Below are 18,481 nucleotides of genomic sequence, written 5' to 3' on the forward strand. Positions count from 1 at the left end.
TATCCTTCCTAATGCGATACTTTTACATAAGCAATAAATTCACGTTGATCAAACGTGTAATAAACTTGCCCTTGATAATGAGCTAGCAAGTCTGATAATTCATCGCGATTAAAACTTTTTAGCTTAACCATATTTCCTTTTAATTTTGAAACATGGCTGAGCAGACTATTTTCTGGCGTAAGGTCTTCTAGCTCTTGATCATCAAAAGTCATTTTTGACATTTTGATATTTCCTTCTTCAACATAAATCTTATATTGAGGAAAAACCTGTGCCAATTCAAACAAGACATCAGTCGTCAAGGCCTCATTCTTTTCAGAAAAAACGCGAGCGACTTCTTTGTCATTTTCATAGGTAAAACCATATGATTTTCCTGATAAATTCAAGCGAATAAACGGTTTATGTTCATCAAAAGAAGGTTTATCATTTAACAAATGCAATTCTTTTGATAATTCAAAGTAATAATCCGTTGCGGCTTGCGGAGATTGCTTTTGATACATTTCTGCAAAATAAGCATTGATAACACTTGGAGGTGGCGTGATAAAACTTAGTTTTTGTCCATCAGTTAAACCTTCTAAAGTATTTTGCAAATACACTTTATCTAGTGATGTAAAACCACCATATTTTAAAGCTAAGCTTATATAATCAGTCATAGAATTCTTCTAGTCTCCATTTATTTTTAGGATTGATGTAACCTGTAATTGTTTCATATTCTTCTGCAAAATCATAACGGTCAAGCAGAGCCATTTTATTCAAATCGTAAAGCTTGTAAGCTTGACTTTGGTGAACACGAATACTAAAGGGTTCAAAAATCTCACGAATTTCATTGATAATCAAACGACGTAACAGTGAACGAGCTTCTTTATCACGCGCTGAAATACGCACATTTGGAAAAGCTGTCGCTGCAAAATGCTCAGCAACATCCATTTTGTTATAAACAGCTAAACGTGGAATGTCCAACATATCTAACTCTTTTAACAAATTCAAAACCACTTTTTCGTGTTCAGCATGATTTGGATCACTAGCATCAATCACATGCAAAAGTAAATCAACGTGACGACTTTCCTCTAACGTTGATTTAAAGGCAGCAACCAATTCTGTCGGTAAATTTTGAATAAAACCAACAGTATCCGTCAACGTCACCTGAAATTGATTTTGCAGGTAAATTTGCTTGGTTGTGGCATCCAAAGTCGCAAATAACTCATCAGCCTCATACTGCTTATCATTTGTTAACACATTCATAATAGTTGATTTACCAGCGTTGGTGTAACCGATGAGTCCGATTTTAAAGACTTGAGACTCTGTTCGTTTTTCGCGCCCAGTCTCGCGATTTTTTTCAACCACTTTTAATTGACGTTCAATGTCTGCAATTTGATTGCGGATAGAACGACGATTAAGCTCCAATTGACTTTCACCTGGTCCACGACTACCAATTCCACCTGCTTGTCGGCTAAGCATAACCCCTTGTCCGACAAGGCGAGGTAACATATATTTGAGTTGAGCCAGATGAACTTGCAATTTACCTTCATGACTGCGAGCGCGCATGGCAAAAATATCCAAAATTAACTGCATGCGATCAATCACTTTAACACCAAGTTCTGATTCTAAATTAACATTTTGACGTGGAGTCAAACGGTCATTAACAATGACAGTATCAATCTCATCAGCGTCAACAATCGCCTTGATTTCAGCTAATTTTCCTGAACCAATCAATGATTTACTATCATATTTTTCACGTTTTTGACGATATGAAGAGATTACCTCAGCTCCTGCTGTCTTAGCTAGAGAAGCCAGTTCTTCCATAGACATTTCAAAGTTTTCTGTATCTGGCAGTTCAACTCCTAGTAAAATCACGCGCTCTTGATGTTCGCTTGTTTCAATCATGTACTCACCCCTTTTCTTAATTAATCCGTAAAACTCATTATATCATAAATTCTTTTCAAAAGTGAAAGGGAGCGTTTTACTCCCTTACATTTTCTTTTCATTTAAAAAACAATCAACATCGGCACTTACTTTTGCTTTAAAATCCGCTTCTGAAACTTTATAAAATCGAACCACCATACGGTTTCTAAACCATGTTAATTGGCGCTTAGCAAAGCGACGTGTGTTTTGTTTTAATTTTTCAACGCAAGCTTCAAGTGTTTCTTCTCCTGCAAAATACGGGAAAAGTTCTTTATAGCCAATAGCTCGTGCCGCTTGAACATCACGGTAATGATCAAAAAGCCATTTAGCCTCATCCAAAACACCATTTTCAACCATGAGGTCAACACGGTGATTAATGCGATCATACAGAACCTGACGATCATCATTTAAGCCAATCAAAAAAGCATCATAGTTGGTTTCTTTATTTTGCAAATCTTGTCCAAACTTAGCTAACTCCAAGGCACGAATGGCACGACGGCGGTTGATTTGAGGAATCTCGATCTTCTGCTCTGCTATTTTTTCAAAAAGCTCTTCATCACTTAACAAATCCAATTCTTTTCGGTAAGCGAGGACTTTTTCTTGGTCAACCTCACCGCCTAAATGATAACCTTCTAGCAAACTTTGAAGATAAAGTCCAGTTCCTCCAACAATGATAGGCAACTTACCTCGACTAACAATATCATCGATAGCAGCTTTGGCTTCTGTCACAAAGTCATAAACAGAATAAGTTTCATCAACATCACGCACATCAATTAAGTGGTGAGGAGCTGCTGCCTGTTCTTCAGGCGTTGCCTTTGCCGTTCCAATATCTAAATGACGGTAGACTTGCTGACTATCACCGCTGATAATCTCTCCGTTAAATTGTTTTGCTAACTCAATTCCAAGAGCTGTTTTTCCAACAGCCGTTGGTCCTACCACGGCTAGCAATTTTATTTTTTTTGACATCTATTTTTTATCCGTCCTAAGCCTGATTTTTTTAGTAAATATAACGTTTTCACTTGAATTTTTAGGCAATTTTCGTTACCATTATTATAACATAAGGTGGTAGGACAAGAAAACAAATCCTACTGCTATAAAAGAGTATAAAAGTTCTTTATACTCCCTGTTCTTATCAGTGAGGAGGAATTTATTATGGCTAAAAAATTTGCATTCGCTAAAGGTCTTGCTACTGGTGTTGTAGCCACAGCCGCTACTGTTGCCGGTGCTATTTTCGCAGTTAAGAAAAAAATCATTGATCCTGAAGAAGAAAAAGCTGCTTTCATTCAAGAAAATCGTAAAAAAGCAGCCCGCAAACGTATTTCTCACTAATTATTAAATAAAAAGTCCCTTGAGCTTTATGCCCAGGGGACTTTTTTAACATAAAATCCAATTAAAAATTCTACAGAATCTCCCACTCTTCAATGCCAAATTCGTCTAGTAAGTCTTGGATTTTATCAAAGGCTAGTCGAAAATGTTCTAACTTGTGACCATCAGAACCAATCGAATACTTATGACAGCCTAGGTCTTTGACTAAACCTAAAGCATAACGATAAAGGTCTTCTTTACCATACAAGTACATTGACTTACTATTTAGTTCAAAAGCTAAATCATAATCAATCATCTTTTGGAAAATACGTTTTAATTGTGGCTCGTAAGCTTTTAAGTCATCAACAGTCAAATCAAAAATACGAAAACCATAGTCAAAGTGAGCTAAAACATCAGCCTCCACACGACCAATGGCATATTCTAATTTATCCAGATACTCTTGAATAATGGTATCCTTATCCATATCAGCCACTTCGTCATCAAGATAGTCATTAGTTCCATTATGGTGAACAGACAAAAGTTTCAAATCAAACTCCTTATCTGCCAAAAAGGCTAAAATGTCTGCTTCACGCGGTTGGTAATAACCAATTTCAATACCTTTTTTAATGCGATTACCATACTTTTTATTGAGCTCAGCAATTTCTTGTGAATAAGCTTCATAATCTGGAACGTCATCTTGTTTAGTATAAGGATTTGACAAATCATAGTGCTCAGTTGTCACAATATCACCAGTATAATGGTCTAAATAGTCTTCAAACTGTGCATCTGAATCGTAAGAAAAATGTGTATGTAAGTGATTATCTCGCATCCTCAACCTCGCTGTATTTATATTATTAGTCTAAATCATCAATGCCTGCTGCCATACGTTCTTCACCCCACCATAATGGCATAAGTTCCCCCAAAGTGATGGTTTCACGCTTTTCATAGTCCAGCATAAATTCCAAATCTTTGTTTTTAGGCGACAATTGCATCAAAAATTCACGGCAAGCACCACAAGGCATCCCTGAACCTTCACCATAAGGCGGCTTATCCCGAAATGCAATAATGCGTTTGATGGTGGTTTGACCCGATTGTTGAAACATATTGAAGGCAGCTGCACGTTCAGCACACAAGTGAAAAACACCTGATGTTGCTTCAAAGCAATATCCCGTAAAAATCTGACCATCTTCAGCCTCAATTGCTGCGACAACATGATTTGAATAGATAAAAGGTGTCACATAATGAGGATTAAAGTCCTTTTTAGCTGCTTCATACAATTTTTCCCAAATATCCATCACAAATCTCCTTTTAAACCGTCTGTATTTTCTTAGTATATCAAATTTTCAGTTAATTAGACAGAAATTTTGAAAAATTTAGTTATAGTTTAAAACTATACATAGCCCTAAAAAAATAACTATTTTTCAAAATGGAAAAGCTCAGCTACAATAGAAATCACAAAAACAAATGAGGTACATAACATGGCTAAATCAAAATTTCAACTAGTTGGGTCTCTTCTACGCCCAGCTGACTTACGTGAATACAAAACAGCCATCGAACATCGTGATGATATCAAATACCCATTCTACGATGCTTTTGATGGCTATAAAGAAACTGAAACAGCTGATATTAAAAAAGTTATCGCTGAAGAAAAAGCAAACGGCATTGATGTCTTAACCGATGGTGAATATTCAAAATCTATGTGGCACCTTGACTTTGTCTGGGGTCTTAAAGGAATTGAACGCTACATTGCTGACCATGGTTACACATTCCAAGACCACGATGGTGGACACTTTGAAACACGTAAAGATATCGGTATCCGCATCACTGAACCACTTTCAGGTAAAAACCACCACTTCCTTGATATCTATAAACTAGTTAAAGAAGAAGCTGGCGATACCGATACTAAACTAACAATTTGGGGACCTGCACACGCATATACAGAATTCACTGTCTTCAATAAACTTGCTGGTGAAGATCAAGTTTATAAAACAAACGAAGAACTTAAAACTGGTCTTATCAATGCTTACAAAGAATTCTTGAAAGAATACAAAGAAGTCGGTGGTGAAATTATCCAATTTGACGACTGCCTTTGGGAACTTTTTGATGAATCAAACCCTGCTGGATTCTTCGCTGAAGGAAACAGCGCCCTTGCTGATCTTGCTGATGAATTTATCGCAGTTAATAACGAAGTTGCTGACTACGGACACGAACTTGGTTTGAAAGTTTGGACTCATAACTGCCGCGGTAACTACGAAAGCCGTTCTGCTGCTGGTGGTACTTATGAAGCTATCGCTACAAAATTCTTGAAAGACCAACACTATGACCGTTTCTTCCTTGAATGGGATAGTGAAGTAGCTGGTGATCTTAAAGCTCTTGAAAGCTTGAAAGATAAAGACGCTGAAGTTGTTCTTGGACTCCTTTCAAGTAAAACAACTGACCTTGATGATGAAGAACGTGCTCTTAAAATGCTTGAAGAAGCTAGTCACATCATCCCTAAAGATCGTCTTTTCCTTTCTCATCAATGTGGTTTTGCCTCATGTGATTCAGGAAATGAATTGGCTATCCCACAACAATGGGCTAAAATCAAACAAGGGCAAGAAATTGCTGCCAAATTCTGGAACTAATTCGTCCAACTCATCTTTATTTTTTTCAATATACAATAATACAATATACTATACTAAAAGCGACCGCAGGCACAATGCTTACGGTCACTTTTTTATGTTACAGTTTTACAACTTCTAAACGTTCTCCACCAAGTAAAACAAGGTATTTATCAACTTGTTCAATATGATATGACTTGCTAAGAGCCTCAGCATATAATGCCATTTGCCCTTGATAACGTTCCTTGATTTCTTGGCTATTTGTGTATTTATCAGTTTTATAATCCAAAAGAATGATACGATCTTCTAGAACTAGATAAGCATCGACAATCCCACGGACAACGAAGCTTTCGCCACTTTCAGGGTCTTCTTTTAACATGGCAAAAGGCGCTTCACGATAAATCTTATCGACATTTTCTTGAATCAACTGACCAAGTTCAGAGGTTTCAAAGAAATCTAGAACATTTTCAAGATGAATGCGTGATTTCACCTCATCATCAGCTGAGACCTGTGTCAAAGCCGTCGTAATGTCCTCTAAAGTCACTTGAGAAGACAAGGCAATGCGCTGCATGAGTTCGTGCATGGCAGAACCAATCGCTGTCGCTTCTACTTTTGTTTTCTTTGAAAAGTCTGGAAGATCAAATGTAAGTTTAGCCTGATAAGATTTTGTCATGACATCAATACCATCTGCATCCATAACTGGCTCGTATAGCTTCTTAACCTGACTTGGTGTTCTCAAACTTGGAAGATTAATCGCCGCTTGATATTTAGTATTTAGCTTTTCAACAGCCTCTAACCTATCCAAAGCTTCAATAATATCTTCAGACTGACGGTTATCTTTCAAATCATCTGGTGTGATAGCTGACTGGACTTCAATCCGACCAATTTTTTCCTCGGTAAGATCGTCATCTGTGACAAATTCAACCGTAAATGGTAATTCCTTATAGGCCTCATGAATGGCTAGCATCCAATCTTGGAAAGTCATAAAGGCTTCGCGCTCTGCTACTGGTAAGTGGTTATTTTCGGATTTGCCGCTGTATTTATCAACCAGTTTTTCAGAGCTAGCTTTACCAACCAGATAAAGTTTCTTTTCTGCACGCGTCATGGCAACATAGAAAAGTCGCATTTGCTCAGACAAAGTCGCTAAGCGAAGCTCACGTTTATTGAGTTGATAAGGTAGCGTATCCATACTAACTTTAACAGTTGGAAAAGCATCGGTATCCAATTCCTCTTTCATGTCTGCTAGGTATTTGATACCGGCACCATTTTGACGTGACAAAATCAAAGGTGACATCATATCTTGAATGCTGAATTTCTTATCAATATTCAAAATAAAGACATACTTAAACTCAAGACCTTTACTTTTATGGATGGTCATCAAATTAACCGCATGCTTAGGAAGTGCCACTTCAACATCAGCAAGATCATTTTCACTTTCTAAGACGCGATCAATCATGCGAATAAAGCGTGATAGACCTTTAAAGCCTGTCTTTTCAAAATTATTGGCACGAAGTGCTAGGGCATATAAGTTAGCTTGACGCTGTTCAGCGCGTGGTAAATTCCCCACATAATCATAATAAAAACGTTCATTATAAATCTTCCAGATTAAATCATAAAGCGAATGCCATTTGGCAAAATCACGCCACTTGCTAAAGCAAGTCATGAAATCTTTTAATTTTTCACGTAAAGCTGGTGTTACCAATTCTGCATGCTGACCTTGATTAGCTAAAGCATATTTCAATTTTTGGTACAAATTAGCTTTGTGCTCATCTTCTATCGTTTGAAGTGCCAGACGAGCAAGGTCATCTTCGTTGAAAGAAAACATCGGTGAGCGCATAAGAGCTACCAAAGCATAGTCATTGAGCGGATTATCCAATGCTCTAAGCGTATCAAGCATCACCATTACTTCAACTGATTTGAGGTAATTTTGCTCACCGCCATCAGTTACCAAAGGGATACCATAATGCTCAAAGGTCTGTAAAATGCCATCATTACGCGTACGTGATGATACTAATAAGGTGATATCTTCAAAGGCAACACCTTCCTCATTATGCAAACGAATGATTTCTTTAGCCACCAATTTCACTTCATTGGGATTGATTTGGTCATCTTCAGCATTTTCTGGTAAATCGCTACTATCATCAGTATCGTAAATCAGAACCTTAGTCTCATTTTCTGGATGAACTTCTTTTTGTGCGGGGCTACCAGCCACCAATTGATGCATGCCATCATACAAAATTTCCCCAACAGCTTCGTCCATTAAATGTGTGAAAACACTATTTGTCGCATCTAAAACCTCTGATTGACTACGGAAATTTTCTTTAAGTAAAATCAGTTGCCCGTGTTCAGGATGTTCTTGGAAATCCTTGAATTTTTGGTTAAAAATTTGCGGATCAGCCTGGCGAAAACGATAGATAGATTGCTTGATATCTCCCACCATGAATCGATTATGACCATTTGACAACAATTCAAGCATGCGTTCTTGCGTGTGGTTGTTATCTTGGTACTCATCGACCATGACTTCGTGGTATTTATCTTGGTAGAGCTCACGAATATCTGGATTTTCTTCCAAAATCTGGATAGCAAAATGCGCGATATCTGAAAACTCAAAAGCATTTTCTTGGATTTTAGCTTGCAAATATTGCTCAGAAAAATCCTGCATAAACGCTTGTAAAAGTTCTAACAAAGGCAGACTTTCCGATTGGTATTTGAAGATAGTTTCTAAATGCTTCAATCCAGTCAAACGTCCCTGAAGAGTTTTAAAAACGGGATATTTCACTCCTGCCACAGTCACTGCTGGACCTGACGGAATTAAATCAGCTACGTCAGCAGCCAAACGACCAAGACCATCACGACCATACAAAGTCTCAAAATGCATAGCCCATTCATGCAAATGCTCAATCATGTTCAAATGCTTTTTATAAGCTGCCGTAGGCGTCCCCTTAGCTGTTTTTTGCTTGTAATCTTCTAAATCAGTCACGTCTTGCAACTGATTAGCTGTGTCATGTAAGCAAGTTAAAAAATCTGAAACTTCTTGATCAGGAATAGCTGAAAAGTCTGTGTAAGTTTTAGCACCCTTTAAAAAGACTTCTGCTAACCATTTTTTCGGATTGTCAGTTGCTTGACTGAAATCATAAATCTTGTAGACAATTCCTCGAAAAGCTGAACTGTCTTTGCGATTGCCTGAAAAATTACGAACTAATTTACGGAAAACATCCTTATTCTTTCCTGTCATGTAATCAGAGAAAAGATCTGAAAAGACGTCATTTTTAACAATATCTTGTTCACTTTTATCCGTCATGATGCGAAAAGTTGGTGAAATTCCCAAAGTGTAACCATACTGGTTGACCAACTTCTGCGTAAAAGCATCCATGGTACCAATATCAGCTGTTTGCAAGCCTAGCAACTGCTCATTAAGATAGGTTTTTAAATCATTATCCTTTGTTGCTTGTAGCGCTTGGCTAATTTTTTTCTCAAGACGCTCTTTCAATTCTCCTGCAGCCTTAACTGTAAAGGTTGAGATGAACAATTGATCTACGGTAATGCCACGCAAAATTTTATCGATAATGCGCTCTACCATAACAAAGGTTTTCCCTGAACCAGCAGACGCTGATACTAGAATATTGTTGCCATAGCTATAAATGGCTTCAATTTGTTCAGGAGTTCGTTTTTGTGTTTTGGACGACTGAGCCTCTTCTTGTTGTAGAGAAGAAATGTCTTCAGCCGTTAAAAAAGGTTTAAAGGTCATCTTTCTCCTCCTCTTCTTGCATCAAGTTCAAAAAGCCTTGACGTCTGTCTTTTCTTGGTAATTTAAACCACTTGCGAGCATATGGCATATGACGATCAGCTTCAAAACGAGTAATAGCTTTTAATTGATCACCCTTAACCGTCTTACCGTCCTCACTGTATGGGTTAATCAAAAAATGTCCTTTTTTAATGTCTTTCGCAGCTTGAATGAATAATTTTTTGTTATAAGCTAGTAAAATATCTAATTCTTCTTGCGTATAAACGGAGTCATTAAGGTGATAATTACCATTAGCCAAATAGCCCTTTTCCTCTTCTAAGAACAAACCACGGTAACGCAATTCTTTAGATAAATTCTCCAAAATTTTCTCTGTCGTCGCCACCGATGACAAATCCACCTTAGGCTCTTGCATGTGTAAATACATGGCCCCGAAAATCTTATCAGACTCACTTCTCTCTTTCTTATCGCGAAGGGCTTGCATGTAAGTCACTAATTGCGGATTAAGGCCATTGTAGAATTTCTGAATGTCAAATGTATTATGACTTGACTTGTAATCAACGACACCAAGACTACCATCTGACAAACGGTCAACACGGTCAATAATACCTCGGATGCGAATAGCATTTGCAATCATTAATTCAAATGGTTCTTCTTCACTTTCCACCTGAATCTGAGCATCTTGCTGTAAAACTGTCGCGGTACTTCTTGCGATATCTTCCAAGACTGTCAATGAGTAACGACTTTCCTCATCTTCTTCATAGACGAACTTGAAAGCATCTTCTGAATTCGTTGCTTGGATAGCACGATTGAGTTTATGATCAAATGGTTGATTTGAACCGTCTTTCATGACCACTTCAAAGACACGGTGAAGATAAGTTCCGTGATTTCTAGCATCAGGATGGATTGTCTCAACTTCCTGTAACCCAAGAACATACTGCAAGAAATACTTGTATTGGTTATTATAAAAAGTTGTCACCGCAGAAGAAGATAAATTAATCGGTTGATCACTTGGAAAACGTGTCTCAATCACTTCAGCGGAAACAGGCTTAGTTCGCATATTATCCTTAATTAGTGGCAATTCAATTCCTTCTGTAGCAAGTCTTCTACGCAGGTAACGAACAGCCACAGACCAAAATGTCTGTTCTTCTTTACTAAGCTCACGTTCTTCTTCAATTGCCAAACGATTAACTTCAATCACACGAGATAAGAGAGCTTTATAATTTCCAATATCTTCAACATCAGTAGATAGGCGATTACGTCCCTTCATCAAGACTGGAACACCAAAGCTAGCTAATTCCGCAAGATAAGAAGATTCCTTATCTTCAGATTCGTTAACAATTTGAGGTAAACTCAAAACCAATTCGTCAGTTGCTGAATTAAACAGTGACAAAGCAGCAAAATGATTTTTCTTAATATTCTCGCGACTGATGATATCAAAATGCTGGTGTTCATTTGTGCTTTCATTGACCTTAGCGCGCTCTTCATCAGAGATCAAACTACGGTTTTGAGCAATTTTTGGAAAATGAGACTGTGTCATCCCCAAAGCAAAGACAAATTTATTGGTATGCGGTTCTACCAAATCATATGATTTCACCGAAACCACATCAACGCTTGCTGGTACCACACGGTATTGCGCAGCCAACATACCGCTTCTTAGAAGCGATAAAAATTCATCTAAAGATAATTTTTCTTGGCCAAAAATAGTTTGAAACTGCCTTAAAATCCCTGTAAATGTACGCCACACTTGCTCGTGCTTTTCTTGCTCATTTTCTGAGAAAGTAGCTACCATACTTTCCAAATTATTTGGCAAAGAAATCGCACGCAAGAAGGTCATCAGCTTTTCAAGCAAACTTGAACCAAGCTGCTTTTGCGCCTTAAAAAAGGTTAACAAAGGTGTCATGATTTGCTCGCGCATGCTGTTAACAAAAGCTAAATGCTCCTCACCTTTATAAGCAATGGTAAACTCTTTAGCAAATTTACTTTGCCCCTTGATATCTGCATAAATCAAATACTGCTCAAAAAGGTCCAAATCATCTTGCTTGAAGGAACCATAAAGACCAGTTTTCAGGAGGTTGACGACATCTTCAGTACGAAAACGATAACGCTTCACGCGCTCCAAAGAATCAATAAAATGCACCAAAGGATGATCACTCATTGACTCAGCTTTACCAAAATAATAAGGAATATCGTATTTATCAAAAATTTTGCCGATTTGCAGACGATAGCTATCCACATCACCCAAAAGTACCAAAATATCCTTATAACGATAGCCTTGGTGAAGCTTATGACGAATTGCCTTTGCCACATGCTCAACTTCTTCTTTTTGATTAATGACATCCCAAATCGCATAATGTTTTTTATCATCATCTGTCAATGTAATGTCTGATGTTGTAAAGTCGTGCTTCGCTTCAAAGAGTTTTGACAATTTAGCAAAAGCTTCTTGAGATTTTTGCGAACTCTCAACATACTGTGGTTGTGTTTGAAATTTTGCTGCCAAGGAACGCAGAAAATCCAAACTGGCTTGATAGACATTGCCCGTTGAAAAATTAGCCTTATAAGCCTTCTGACTACTGTAAGTCCCGATAATCACTTGAGCACATTTTTCCTCTAATAGGCTCACTAAGTGCTCTTCTTCTGCTGAAAAACGGGTAAAGCCATCAATAACAAGAACCACATTCTCAAGCGCAGCATCTAAATGCCCAGCAGCCAGCTGTTTAGCAAAAAAAGCAATCTTAGTTTGATTATCGTATTGATTAGCCAGCAAAATATCATTCACAGCCAAAAAGATTTTCACCAAATCTTCCTGTTTCTCAGCTGAATGCAATTCCGTCAAATCAAGCACGGTCATATTGGCCGTTTTTAATTCTTTATACAAATCAACCAATTGCTTGATAAAATTAGTATCCTGCTTCAAACGCCCAAAAACTTTCAAATCCGTATCTGAAAAATGAGACAGTGCACGGTAAAAAATCATGGCTAAGCCATTGTCATCAATAGATTCTTTCGTCTGTGATTCATTAAAAACAAAATAGCGAGCCATTTGAGCAAAACGGGTAATCGTAATCGCAAAAGATGCCTGATCAGGCAAAAGCTCTAAAACAGCCCTTTCTTTTTCAAAAGACAAAGAGTTTGGAGCAATATAGAAGACACGCTTGCCAGCTTCAGCTTGAAGAGCAGCTTCTCTTGCCAAAATTTCAGTCATATCAAACTGAATATCTGTATATAATAATTTCATAATAATCCTTCGTCAAGTCAATAGATAATCTTATTATACCAAATTCTGGTATAGGTTTGGACTTTTGATAGACATCTAAAAACCACCACTACTTTCGTAGCGGTGGTTTTATCTATATTAACCCAAATAGCCAAATTAAAAATCTACTGATTAACGAACTTCTGCTCCAAGTTGTTCAACAAGGACTTTAGTGATTTTATCCATGTATTTTGTAACTTCTTCATCAGTCAAGTTATCATTTGGATTTTGGAATGTTAGGCTGTAAGCCATTGATTTCATTCCTTCAGCAATGTTTGCACCAGCGTATACGTCGAAGAGTTTGATATCTGTCAAACGTTTCACTTTAGCTGCTTCGATTGCAGTAACAATATCATTGTGAGTAGTTGCTTTTGGCAATAGCAAAGCAATATCACGAGAAACTGCTGGGAATTTTGTAATTTCAACAAATGCTTTATCAGCTTGAAGAGCAGCTTCGATAACATCCAAGTTCAACTCAGCAACATAAGTTTCTGGAACATTGTAGTTTTTAGCAGTTTGTGGGTGAACTTGACCAACAAAACCAACTAATTGACCGTCCAAGTAAATACTTGCTGTGCGACCTGGGTGCATGCTTTCAAGACCTTTTTCGGCAACATAATCAACTGTCAAATCAAGTTTTGCAAAGATTGCTTCAACGATACCTTTAGCATAGAAGAAATCAACTGGAGTTGCTTTTGTTTGGAAATCTTTTTCAGCTACCAAACCTGAAATAGCAAAGGCAAATGTGCTGATTTCGTTTGGTAATTCTTCTTTTGGATTACCTTTTTGTTCAAAGACTTTACCAATTTCATAGATTGCCATGTTACTGTTTTTACGAGCAACGTTATACGCAATCGTATCAAGCATACCAGAAACAACGTTTTGACGAAGAACTGAACGTTCTACTGACATTGGCCACATCAATTCAGTCAAGTTGCTTGGTTGCAATGTGAATTCAGTTGCTTTTTCAGGTGTTGTCAAAGCATATGATACGATTTCAGTCAATCCAGCACCTTCAGCGATAGAACGCATTTTACGACGTAATTTTTGTGTTGCTGTCAATTCACCTGCAGTACCAGCAGCTTCTGGAAGTGTTGTTGGAAGGTTTTCGTAACCGTAAATACGAGCAATTTCTTCAACCAAGTCAGCTTGGATAGCAATATCCCAACGACGACGTGGTACTGAAACTGTGAATTTATCAGCATTTCCTGACAATCCAAAGCCAAGTTTAGCAAAGACGTCTTCAATATCAGCATATGTCAATTCAGTTCCCAAGCGAACGTTAACATAATCAAGAGTTGTTGATACTTCAACATCATCAGTTGGAACTGAACCAGCTTCAACACGACCTGAAAGAACATCGCCTTCAGCTAATTCTGTAAGCATTGCAGCTGCAAAATCAAGAGCTTCATCAACAGTAGCGTAGTCAATTCCTTTTTCAAAACGAGCTGAGCTTTCAGAACGAAGGTTCAAACGAGATCCAGTACGACGGATAGCTGTACCATCAAAGACAGCAGCTTCAAGAACAACATTTTTAGAGTTGTTATCAATTTCAGTGGCTTGTCCCCCCATCACACCAGCAAGAGCAACTGGTTTGTCAGCAACTGTAATAACAAGATCTTCTTCTGTTAATTCACGTTCTTCACCGTCAAGTGTAACCAATTTTTCACCAGCACGCGCATTGCGGGCAACAATTTTATTGTCTTCGAATTTGTTCAAATCAAAGGCATGCATTGGTTGACCAAAGTACAACAAGACATAGTTTGTCACGTCGACAACGTTGTTGATTGGACGGATACCAGCATTCATCAAAAGGTTTTGCAACCATTGTGGACTTGGTTTAACAGTCACATTTTCAATAACACGTGCTTTGTAAGTTAATACTTTATCAGATTCGATAGCAACATCGATAACATCTTTAGCAGCTTTAGAAACTTCTTTAAGTTCTTTTTCTGGGAAATGAACTTCTTTACCGTAAATAGCTGCTACTTCATGAGCAACCCCACGCATTGAAAGAGCATCTGCACGGTTTGGTGTGATTGACAATTCAACGATTTCGTCATCCAAATCAAGGTATGGGAAAATGCTGTCACCTGGTTTAGCATCTTCTGGCAAGATTTGAATACCATCTGAGAATTCTTTTGGAATGATTGATTCTGGCAATCCCAATTCTTGGAGTGAGCAAATCATACCAAGTGATTCCATACCGCGGATTTTACCTTTTTTAATTTTGTAGTTGTCAGCAATACGTGCACCTGGAACTGCAACGATAACTTTAATACCTGCAGTCACGTTTGGAGCACCACAGACGATTTGACGCAATTCTTCATCACCAGTATCGACTTGGCAAAGGTGCAAATGAGTTTCTGGAACATCTTCACAAGAAACAACGTGACCAACAACCAATTTTGTCAAACCTTCAGATGGTGTTGAAACTCCTTCAACCTCAATCCCTGTTGTTGACATTTTTTCAGAAAGCTCATGTGTTGTAACATCAACATCAACAAGCTCTTTTAACCATTTATAACTTACTAACATAATAATGTGTTAAAAGCTTTTCGCAGTCAAAATACCTTTGACAGGCAAGCTTCTTTATCCCTTTCTACTGTTATTCTTTTAATGCTTTTCTTAAAAGCCAATCTGTATCTACTTTATCGCCAACTTTAAAAGAGTGCTCTGAAAATTTCTCAAAACCATATTTGCGGTAAAACCCTTGAGCCTTAACATTGCCTTCCCAGACACCTAACCAAGCCCAATCAAATCCACCTGCTTTAGCCATATCAAGCGCAAGCTCAAATAATTTCTTGCCTAATCCGAGCCCTTGACACTCGCTAAGAATATAGATGCGTTGAATTTCAAAAGCATTATCAAGTTTGTGTTCTGTCTGTGCAGCGCCCCAATTGACCTTCAAAAAGCCAACCTCACGCCCATCAACTAAGACAAATCGAACATCAGATTCTGAATCTGTAACTTCTTTTTCAAGTTGCTCTAAAGTGTAATTGTCATTGAAAAACTGTTGAAGTTCTTCTTCGGTATTATCAAAAGCAAAGGTTTCACGAAAAGTCTGGATACTAAGTTCTCGTAAGATTGCTAATTTATCCAAAGTTACTTTTTCAACTTTTATTTCTGACATATCTTTCCTCCAAGCGTTTTTCATTAATCAGTTATTATTTAAATTGATCTGAGAAACGGACATCGCCTTGATAGAAGCCACGGATATCATTGATACCATAACGAAGCATTGCAATACGTTCTTGACCAAGACCAAAAGCAAAGCCAGAATATTTTTCTGAGTCAACGCCAGACATTTCCAAGACGCGTGGGTGTACCATACCGGCACCAAGGATTTCAATCCAACCAGTTTTCTTACATACGTTACATCCTTTACCACCACATTTGAAGCATGAAACGTCAACTTCTACTGATGGTTCAGTGAATGGGAAGTATGATGGACGAAGACGGATTTTACGATCTTCACCAAACATTTTCTTGATAATCATTTCAAGCGTTCCTTTTAGGTCACCCATAGAAATGTTTTCACCGACAACAAGACCTTCAATTTGGTGGAATTGGTGGCTGTGAGTCGCATCATCTGTGTCACGACGGAAAACACGTCCTGGTGAGATCATTTTCAAAGGACCTTTAGAAAAGTCGTGTTTATCAAGTGTACGTGCTTGTACTGGACTTGTGTGAGTACGAAGCAAGATTTCTTCAGTAATGTAGAAAGTATCTTGCATATCACGTGCTGGGTGGTCTTTTGGCAAGTTCATGCGTTCAAAGTTGTAGTAGTCAGATTCAACTTCATAACCATCAACAACTTGGAACCCCATACCAAGGAAAATATCTTCAATTTCTTCGCTTGTTTGTGTCAATACGTGGCGGTTACCAAGGTTTACTTGACGTCCTGGAAGAGTGACATCCAAGCTTTCTGATTCCAATTGTGCTTTGATTTTAGCAGCTTCAACAATTTTAGCTTGTTCTTCGAAAGCTTTTGTCAAAACATCACGCACTTCGTTAACTTGTTTTCCGACAACTGGACGCATTTCTTTAGAAAGATCTTTCAAACCTTTCAACAATTCTGTCAATGATCCTTTTTTACCAAGAACTTGCACACGTAATTCTTGAAGTTCTTTTGCATTGTTTCCACGCATTTCAGCTAATTTAGCTTGCGTAGATGATTTCAATTCCTCTAACTGCGCTTGTAAATCCATTAAAATTCCTTCCTTGGGTAAAACCCTAATGTTTTTAAACGAAAAAAGCGTGCCACACTCCTATAGCGGAGCGTTGACACGCGGTACCATCCGTTTTTTATCTGACTAGCAGACCTTAATTCATCGTCTTTAACATGAGTGAATTCGCCAAACTTTCATCTAGGAAGCTTCCAGTCACGACTTCCATTCCCTGTTAAACTGCCATAAGGTTACTAGTCTCATAAGACACTATTCAATTTACAACCCATTCTAGCAAATTTTTTGACATTTGACAAGGTTGAATATCACTGACTAATTCACACTAATCTGACCTGAATAGTAATCAATGGTTAAGCCACTTTGCACATTTGGAATAAAGACATTAAACTCTAAACTGCCATCAGATGACTTGGCTTCCAAATGCGTTCCACTTGAGAGAATATTGTCTCCATCATAGATTAATGTCACACGGTAGCGAACACGCTTATTCTGATCAAGTGCTCTTCTGACAAGACCTTCATAATAGTTTTGCCCTGTTGAATCTTCAGAACTCGCTTCATTTGCCCAAGCTGTTTGTGTGGCTACATTATCAGGGTTACTTGTTGAAGCATCAAAACTTTTTAATCCCCCAACTAGAGCATAGCCAAGCAAATGTCCACGATCTACCGCATGACTATATGTCCCTGAAAGATTTTGCACTTGATGCCAGCCTGCTGGTGTCCAAGACGTTGAGCCATTCCCAGTTTCCTCACGGCTACGATATTGTCGTGTTGACTTGCTTAATAAAGCATTTGCGACGGTCGGAACTGTCTGCCCTTGAACAAGTTTTGTCTTATTATTGGCATAAGGCTTACTTGATACTCTTGCATTCAAAGACGTTTTGTTTCCATTAACTAAATAAGCACCTGCCCCATTCCATTCTAAATTTGAACCAAGCTGAGCTTTAACATTATCTGTCAAAACTGTTTCAGCCAATTCTTGACTTGGCGTTGCTTGATTCGAACTAGAATGATTTGATGATACTTTTGTAGCTGATTCGCCTGTAATCATGGAAACCAGCTGATTAACCGGATCACTTGAATCCGATGTTGTCAGCCAACCAGCGCCAATACTAATTAATAAAACGATTAAAGAAATAAATGATTTCGTCTGTTTAGACAGTTTTGATTTTTTTGCCATAAAATCCTTTCACCAAAAAAGTGGAACATCGTGCTTTATCAAAATCATAAAGTCGATTATCCCACTTCGATATTCACACACCTTCAAAGGTGCCATAAAGCTGCTCTAAAATACTATATCTTATTGCCCTGTAAACTTACCAATAATGGATTGCCATTTATCAAGCGATAAAATAGAAAGTGGATTTTTACCATCACCGATGACGCCATACCCAACTATCAAGCCAATTGCTAAGAATAAACAAGCCAAAAGAGCAACCACTAGAACTAATCCTAATTGTTTTGCTACGTATTTCCAGCCACTTGTCATT

14 protein-coding genes are annotated in these 18,481 nt (G+C 37.9%); 2 read left to right on the plus strand and 12 right to left on the minus strand.

Annotated features, from left to right (window positions below; all coding sequences use genetic code 11):
• Positions 1 to 8: 8 nt before the first annotated feature.
• From JG537_RS05900 to miaA, 3 genes are all read right to left on the minus strand, one after another.
• Positions 9 to 650, minus strand: coding sequence for a cystathionine beta-lyase (locus JG537_RS05900; protein WP_199544287.1), 642 nt, complete (start codon positions 648 to 650; stop codon positions 9 to 11).
• On the minus strand, positions 643 to 1,881 hold the full coding sequence (gene hflX / locus JG537_RS05905) for a GTPase HflX (protein WP_199544290.1): 1,239 nt from the start codon (positions 1,879 to 1,881) through the stop codon (positions 643 to 645). Before hflX ends, JG537_RS05900 begins: the two co-directional genes overlap by 8 nt.
• 84 nt (positions 1,882 to 1,965) lie before the next feature.
• A complete protein-coding gene (gene miaA / locus JG537_RS05910) occupies positions 1,966 to 2,865 on the minus strand; it encodes a tRNA (adenosine(37)-N6)-dimethylallyltransferase MiaA (protein ID WP_199544292.1) in 900 nt (299 codons plus the stop codon).
• A gap of 186 nt (positions 2,866 to 3,051) precedes the next feature.
• Between miaA and JG537_RS05915 the strand changes: the two genes are divergently transcribed.
• Positions 3,052 to 3,228 carry a DUF3042 family protein gene (locus JG537_RS05915; RefSeq protein ID WP_074481996.1) on the plus strand — a complete coding sequence of 59 codons (177 nt, stop codon included), beginning with the start codon at positions 3,052 to 3,054 and terminating at the stop codon, positions 3,226 to 3,228.
• A gap of 70 nt (positions 3,229 to 3,298) precedes the next feature.
• On the opposite strand, the gene JG537_RS05920 is transcribed toward JG537_RS05915, so the two are convergent.
• Positions 3,299 to 4,033 (minus strand): PHP domain-containing protein, encoded by a 735-nt coding sequence (locus tag JG537_RS05920; RefSeq protein WP_199544299.1) that lies wholly within the window; start codon positions 4,031 to 4,033, stop codon positions 3,299 to 3,301.
• A 25-nt stretch (positions 4,034 to 4,058) separates the two neighbouring features.
• Positions 4,059 to 4,499 (minus strand): cytidine deaminase family protein, encoded by a 441-nt coding sequence (locus tag JG537_RS05925; RefSeq protein ID WP_199544552.1) that lies wholly within the window; start codon positions 4,497 to 4,499, stop codon positions 4,059 to 4,061.
• Positions 4,500 to 4,682: 183 nt separating this feature from the next.
• On the opposite strand from JG537_RS05925, the gene JG537_RS05930 reads away from it, so the two are divergent.
• Entirely contained in the window at positions 4,683 to 5,828 is a 1,146-nt protein-coding gene (locus JG537_RS05930) for a cobalamin-independent methionine synthase II family protein (RefSeq protein WP_132869162.1), read from the plus strand.
• A gap of 97 nt (positions 5,829 to 5,925) precedes the next feature.
• On the opposite strand, the gene addA is transcribed toward JG537_RS05930, so the two are convergent.
• The 7 genes from addA to JG537_RS05965 form a co-directional block, all read right to left on the minus strand.
• Positions 5,926 to 9,552: a helicase-exonuclease AddAB subunit AddA gene (gene addA, locus JG537_RS05935; protein ID WP_199544301.1), complete on the minus strand. Its 3,627-nt coding sequence runs from the start codon at positions 9,550 to 9,552 to the stop codon at positions 5,926 to 5,928.
• A complete protein-coding gene (gene rexB / locus JG537_RS05940; RefSeq protein WP_199544309.1) occupies positions 9,542 to 12,784 on the minus strand; it encodes an ATP-dependent nuclease subunit B in 3,243 nt (1,080 codons plus the stop codon). The genes addA and rexB overlap by 11 nt, the downstream gene beginning before the upstream one ends.
• A gap of 150 nt (positions 12,785 to 12,934) precedes the next feature.
• Positions 12,935 to 15,340, minus strand: coding sequence for a phenylalanine--tRNA ligase subunit beta (pheT, locus tag JG537_RS05945; RefSeq protein WP_199544312.1), 2,406 nt, complete (start codon positions 15,338 to 15,340; stop codon positions 12,935 to 12,937).
• Positions 15,341 to 15,410: 70 nt separating this feature from the next.
• The gene (locus tag JG537_RS05950) at positions 15,411 to 15,935 is read right to left on the minus strand and encodes a GNAT family N-acetyltransferase (RefSeq protein ID WP_074869087.1); all 525 of its coding nucleotides are present in this window, start codon (positions 15,933 to 15,935) and stop codon (positions 15,411 to 15,413) included.
• Between the two features lie 34 nt (positions 15,936 to 15,969).
• The gene (gene pheS / locus JG537_RS05955) at positions 15,970 to 17,013 is read right to left on the minus strand and encodes a phenylalanine--tRNA ligase subunit alpha (RefSeq protein ID WP_014334511.1); all 1,044 of its coding nucleotides are present in this window, start codon (positions 17,011 to 17,013) and stop codon (positions 15,970 to 15,972) included.
• A 291-nt stretch (positions 17,014 to 17,304) separates the two neighbouring features.
• On the minus strand, positions 17,305 to 18,171 hold the full coding sequence (locus tag JG537_RS05960; protein WP_199544314.1) for a DNA/RNA non-specific endonuclease: 867 nt from the start codon (positions 18,169 to 18,171) through the stop codon (positions 17,305 to 17,307).
• Positions 18,172 to 18,291: 120 nt separating this feature from the next.
• Positions 18,292 to 18,480 (minus strand): DNA-directed RNA polymerase subunit beta, encoded by a 189-nt coding sequence (locus JG537_RS05965; protein ID WP_199544316.1) that lies wholly within the window; start codon positions 18,478 to 18,480, stop codon positions 18,292 to 18,294.
• Between the last annotated feature and the right edge of the window lies 1 nt (position 18,481).

This window comes from Streptococcus vicugnae, from assembly GCF_016461705.1.
GTDB lineage: Bacteria > Bacillota > Bacilli > Lactobacillales > Streptococcaceae > Streptococcus > Streptococcus vicugnae.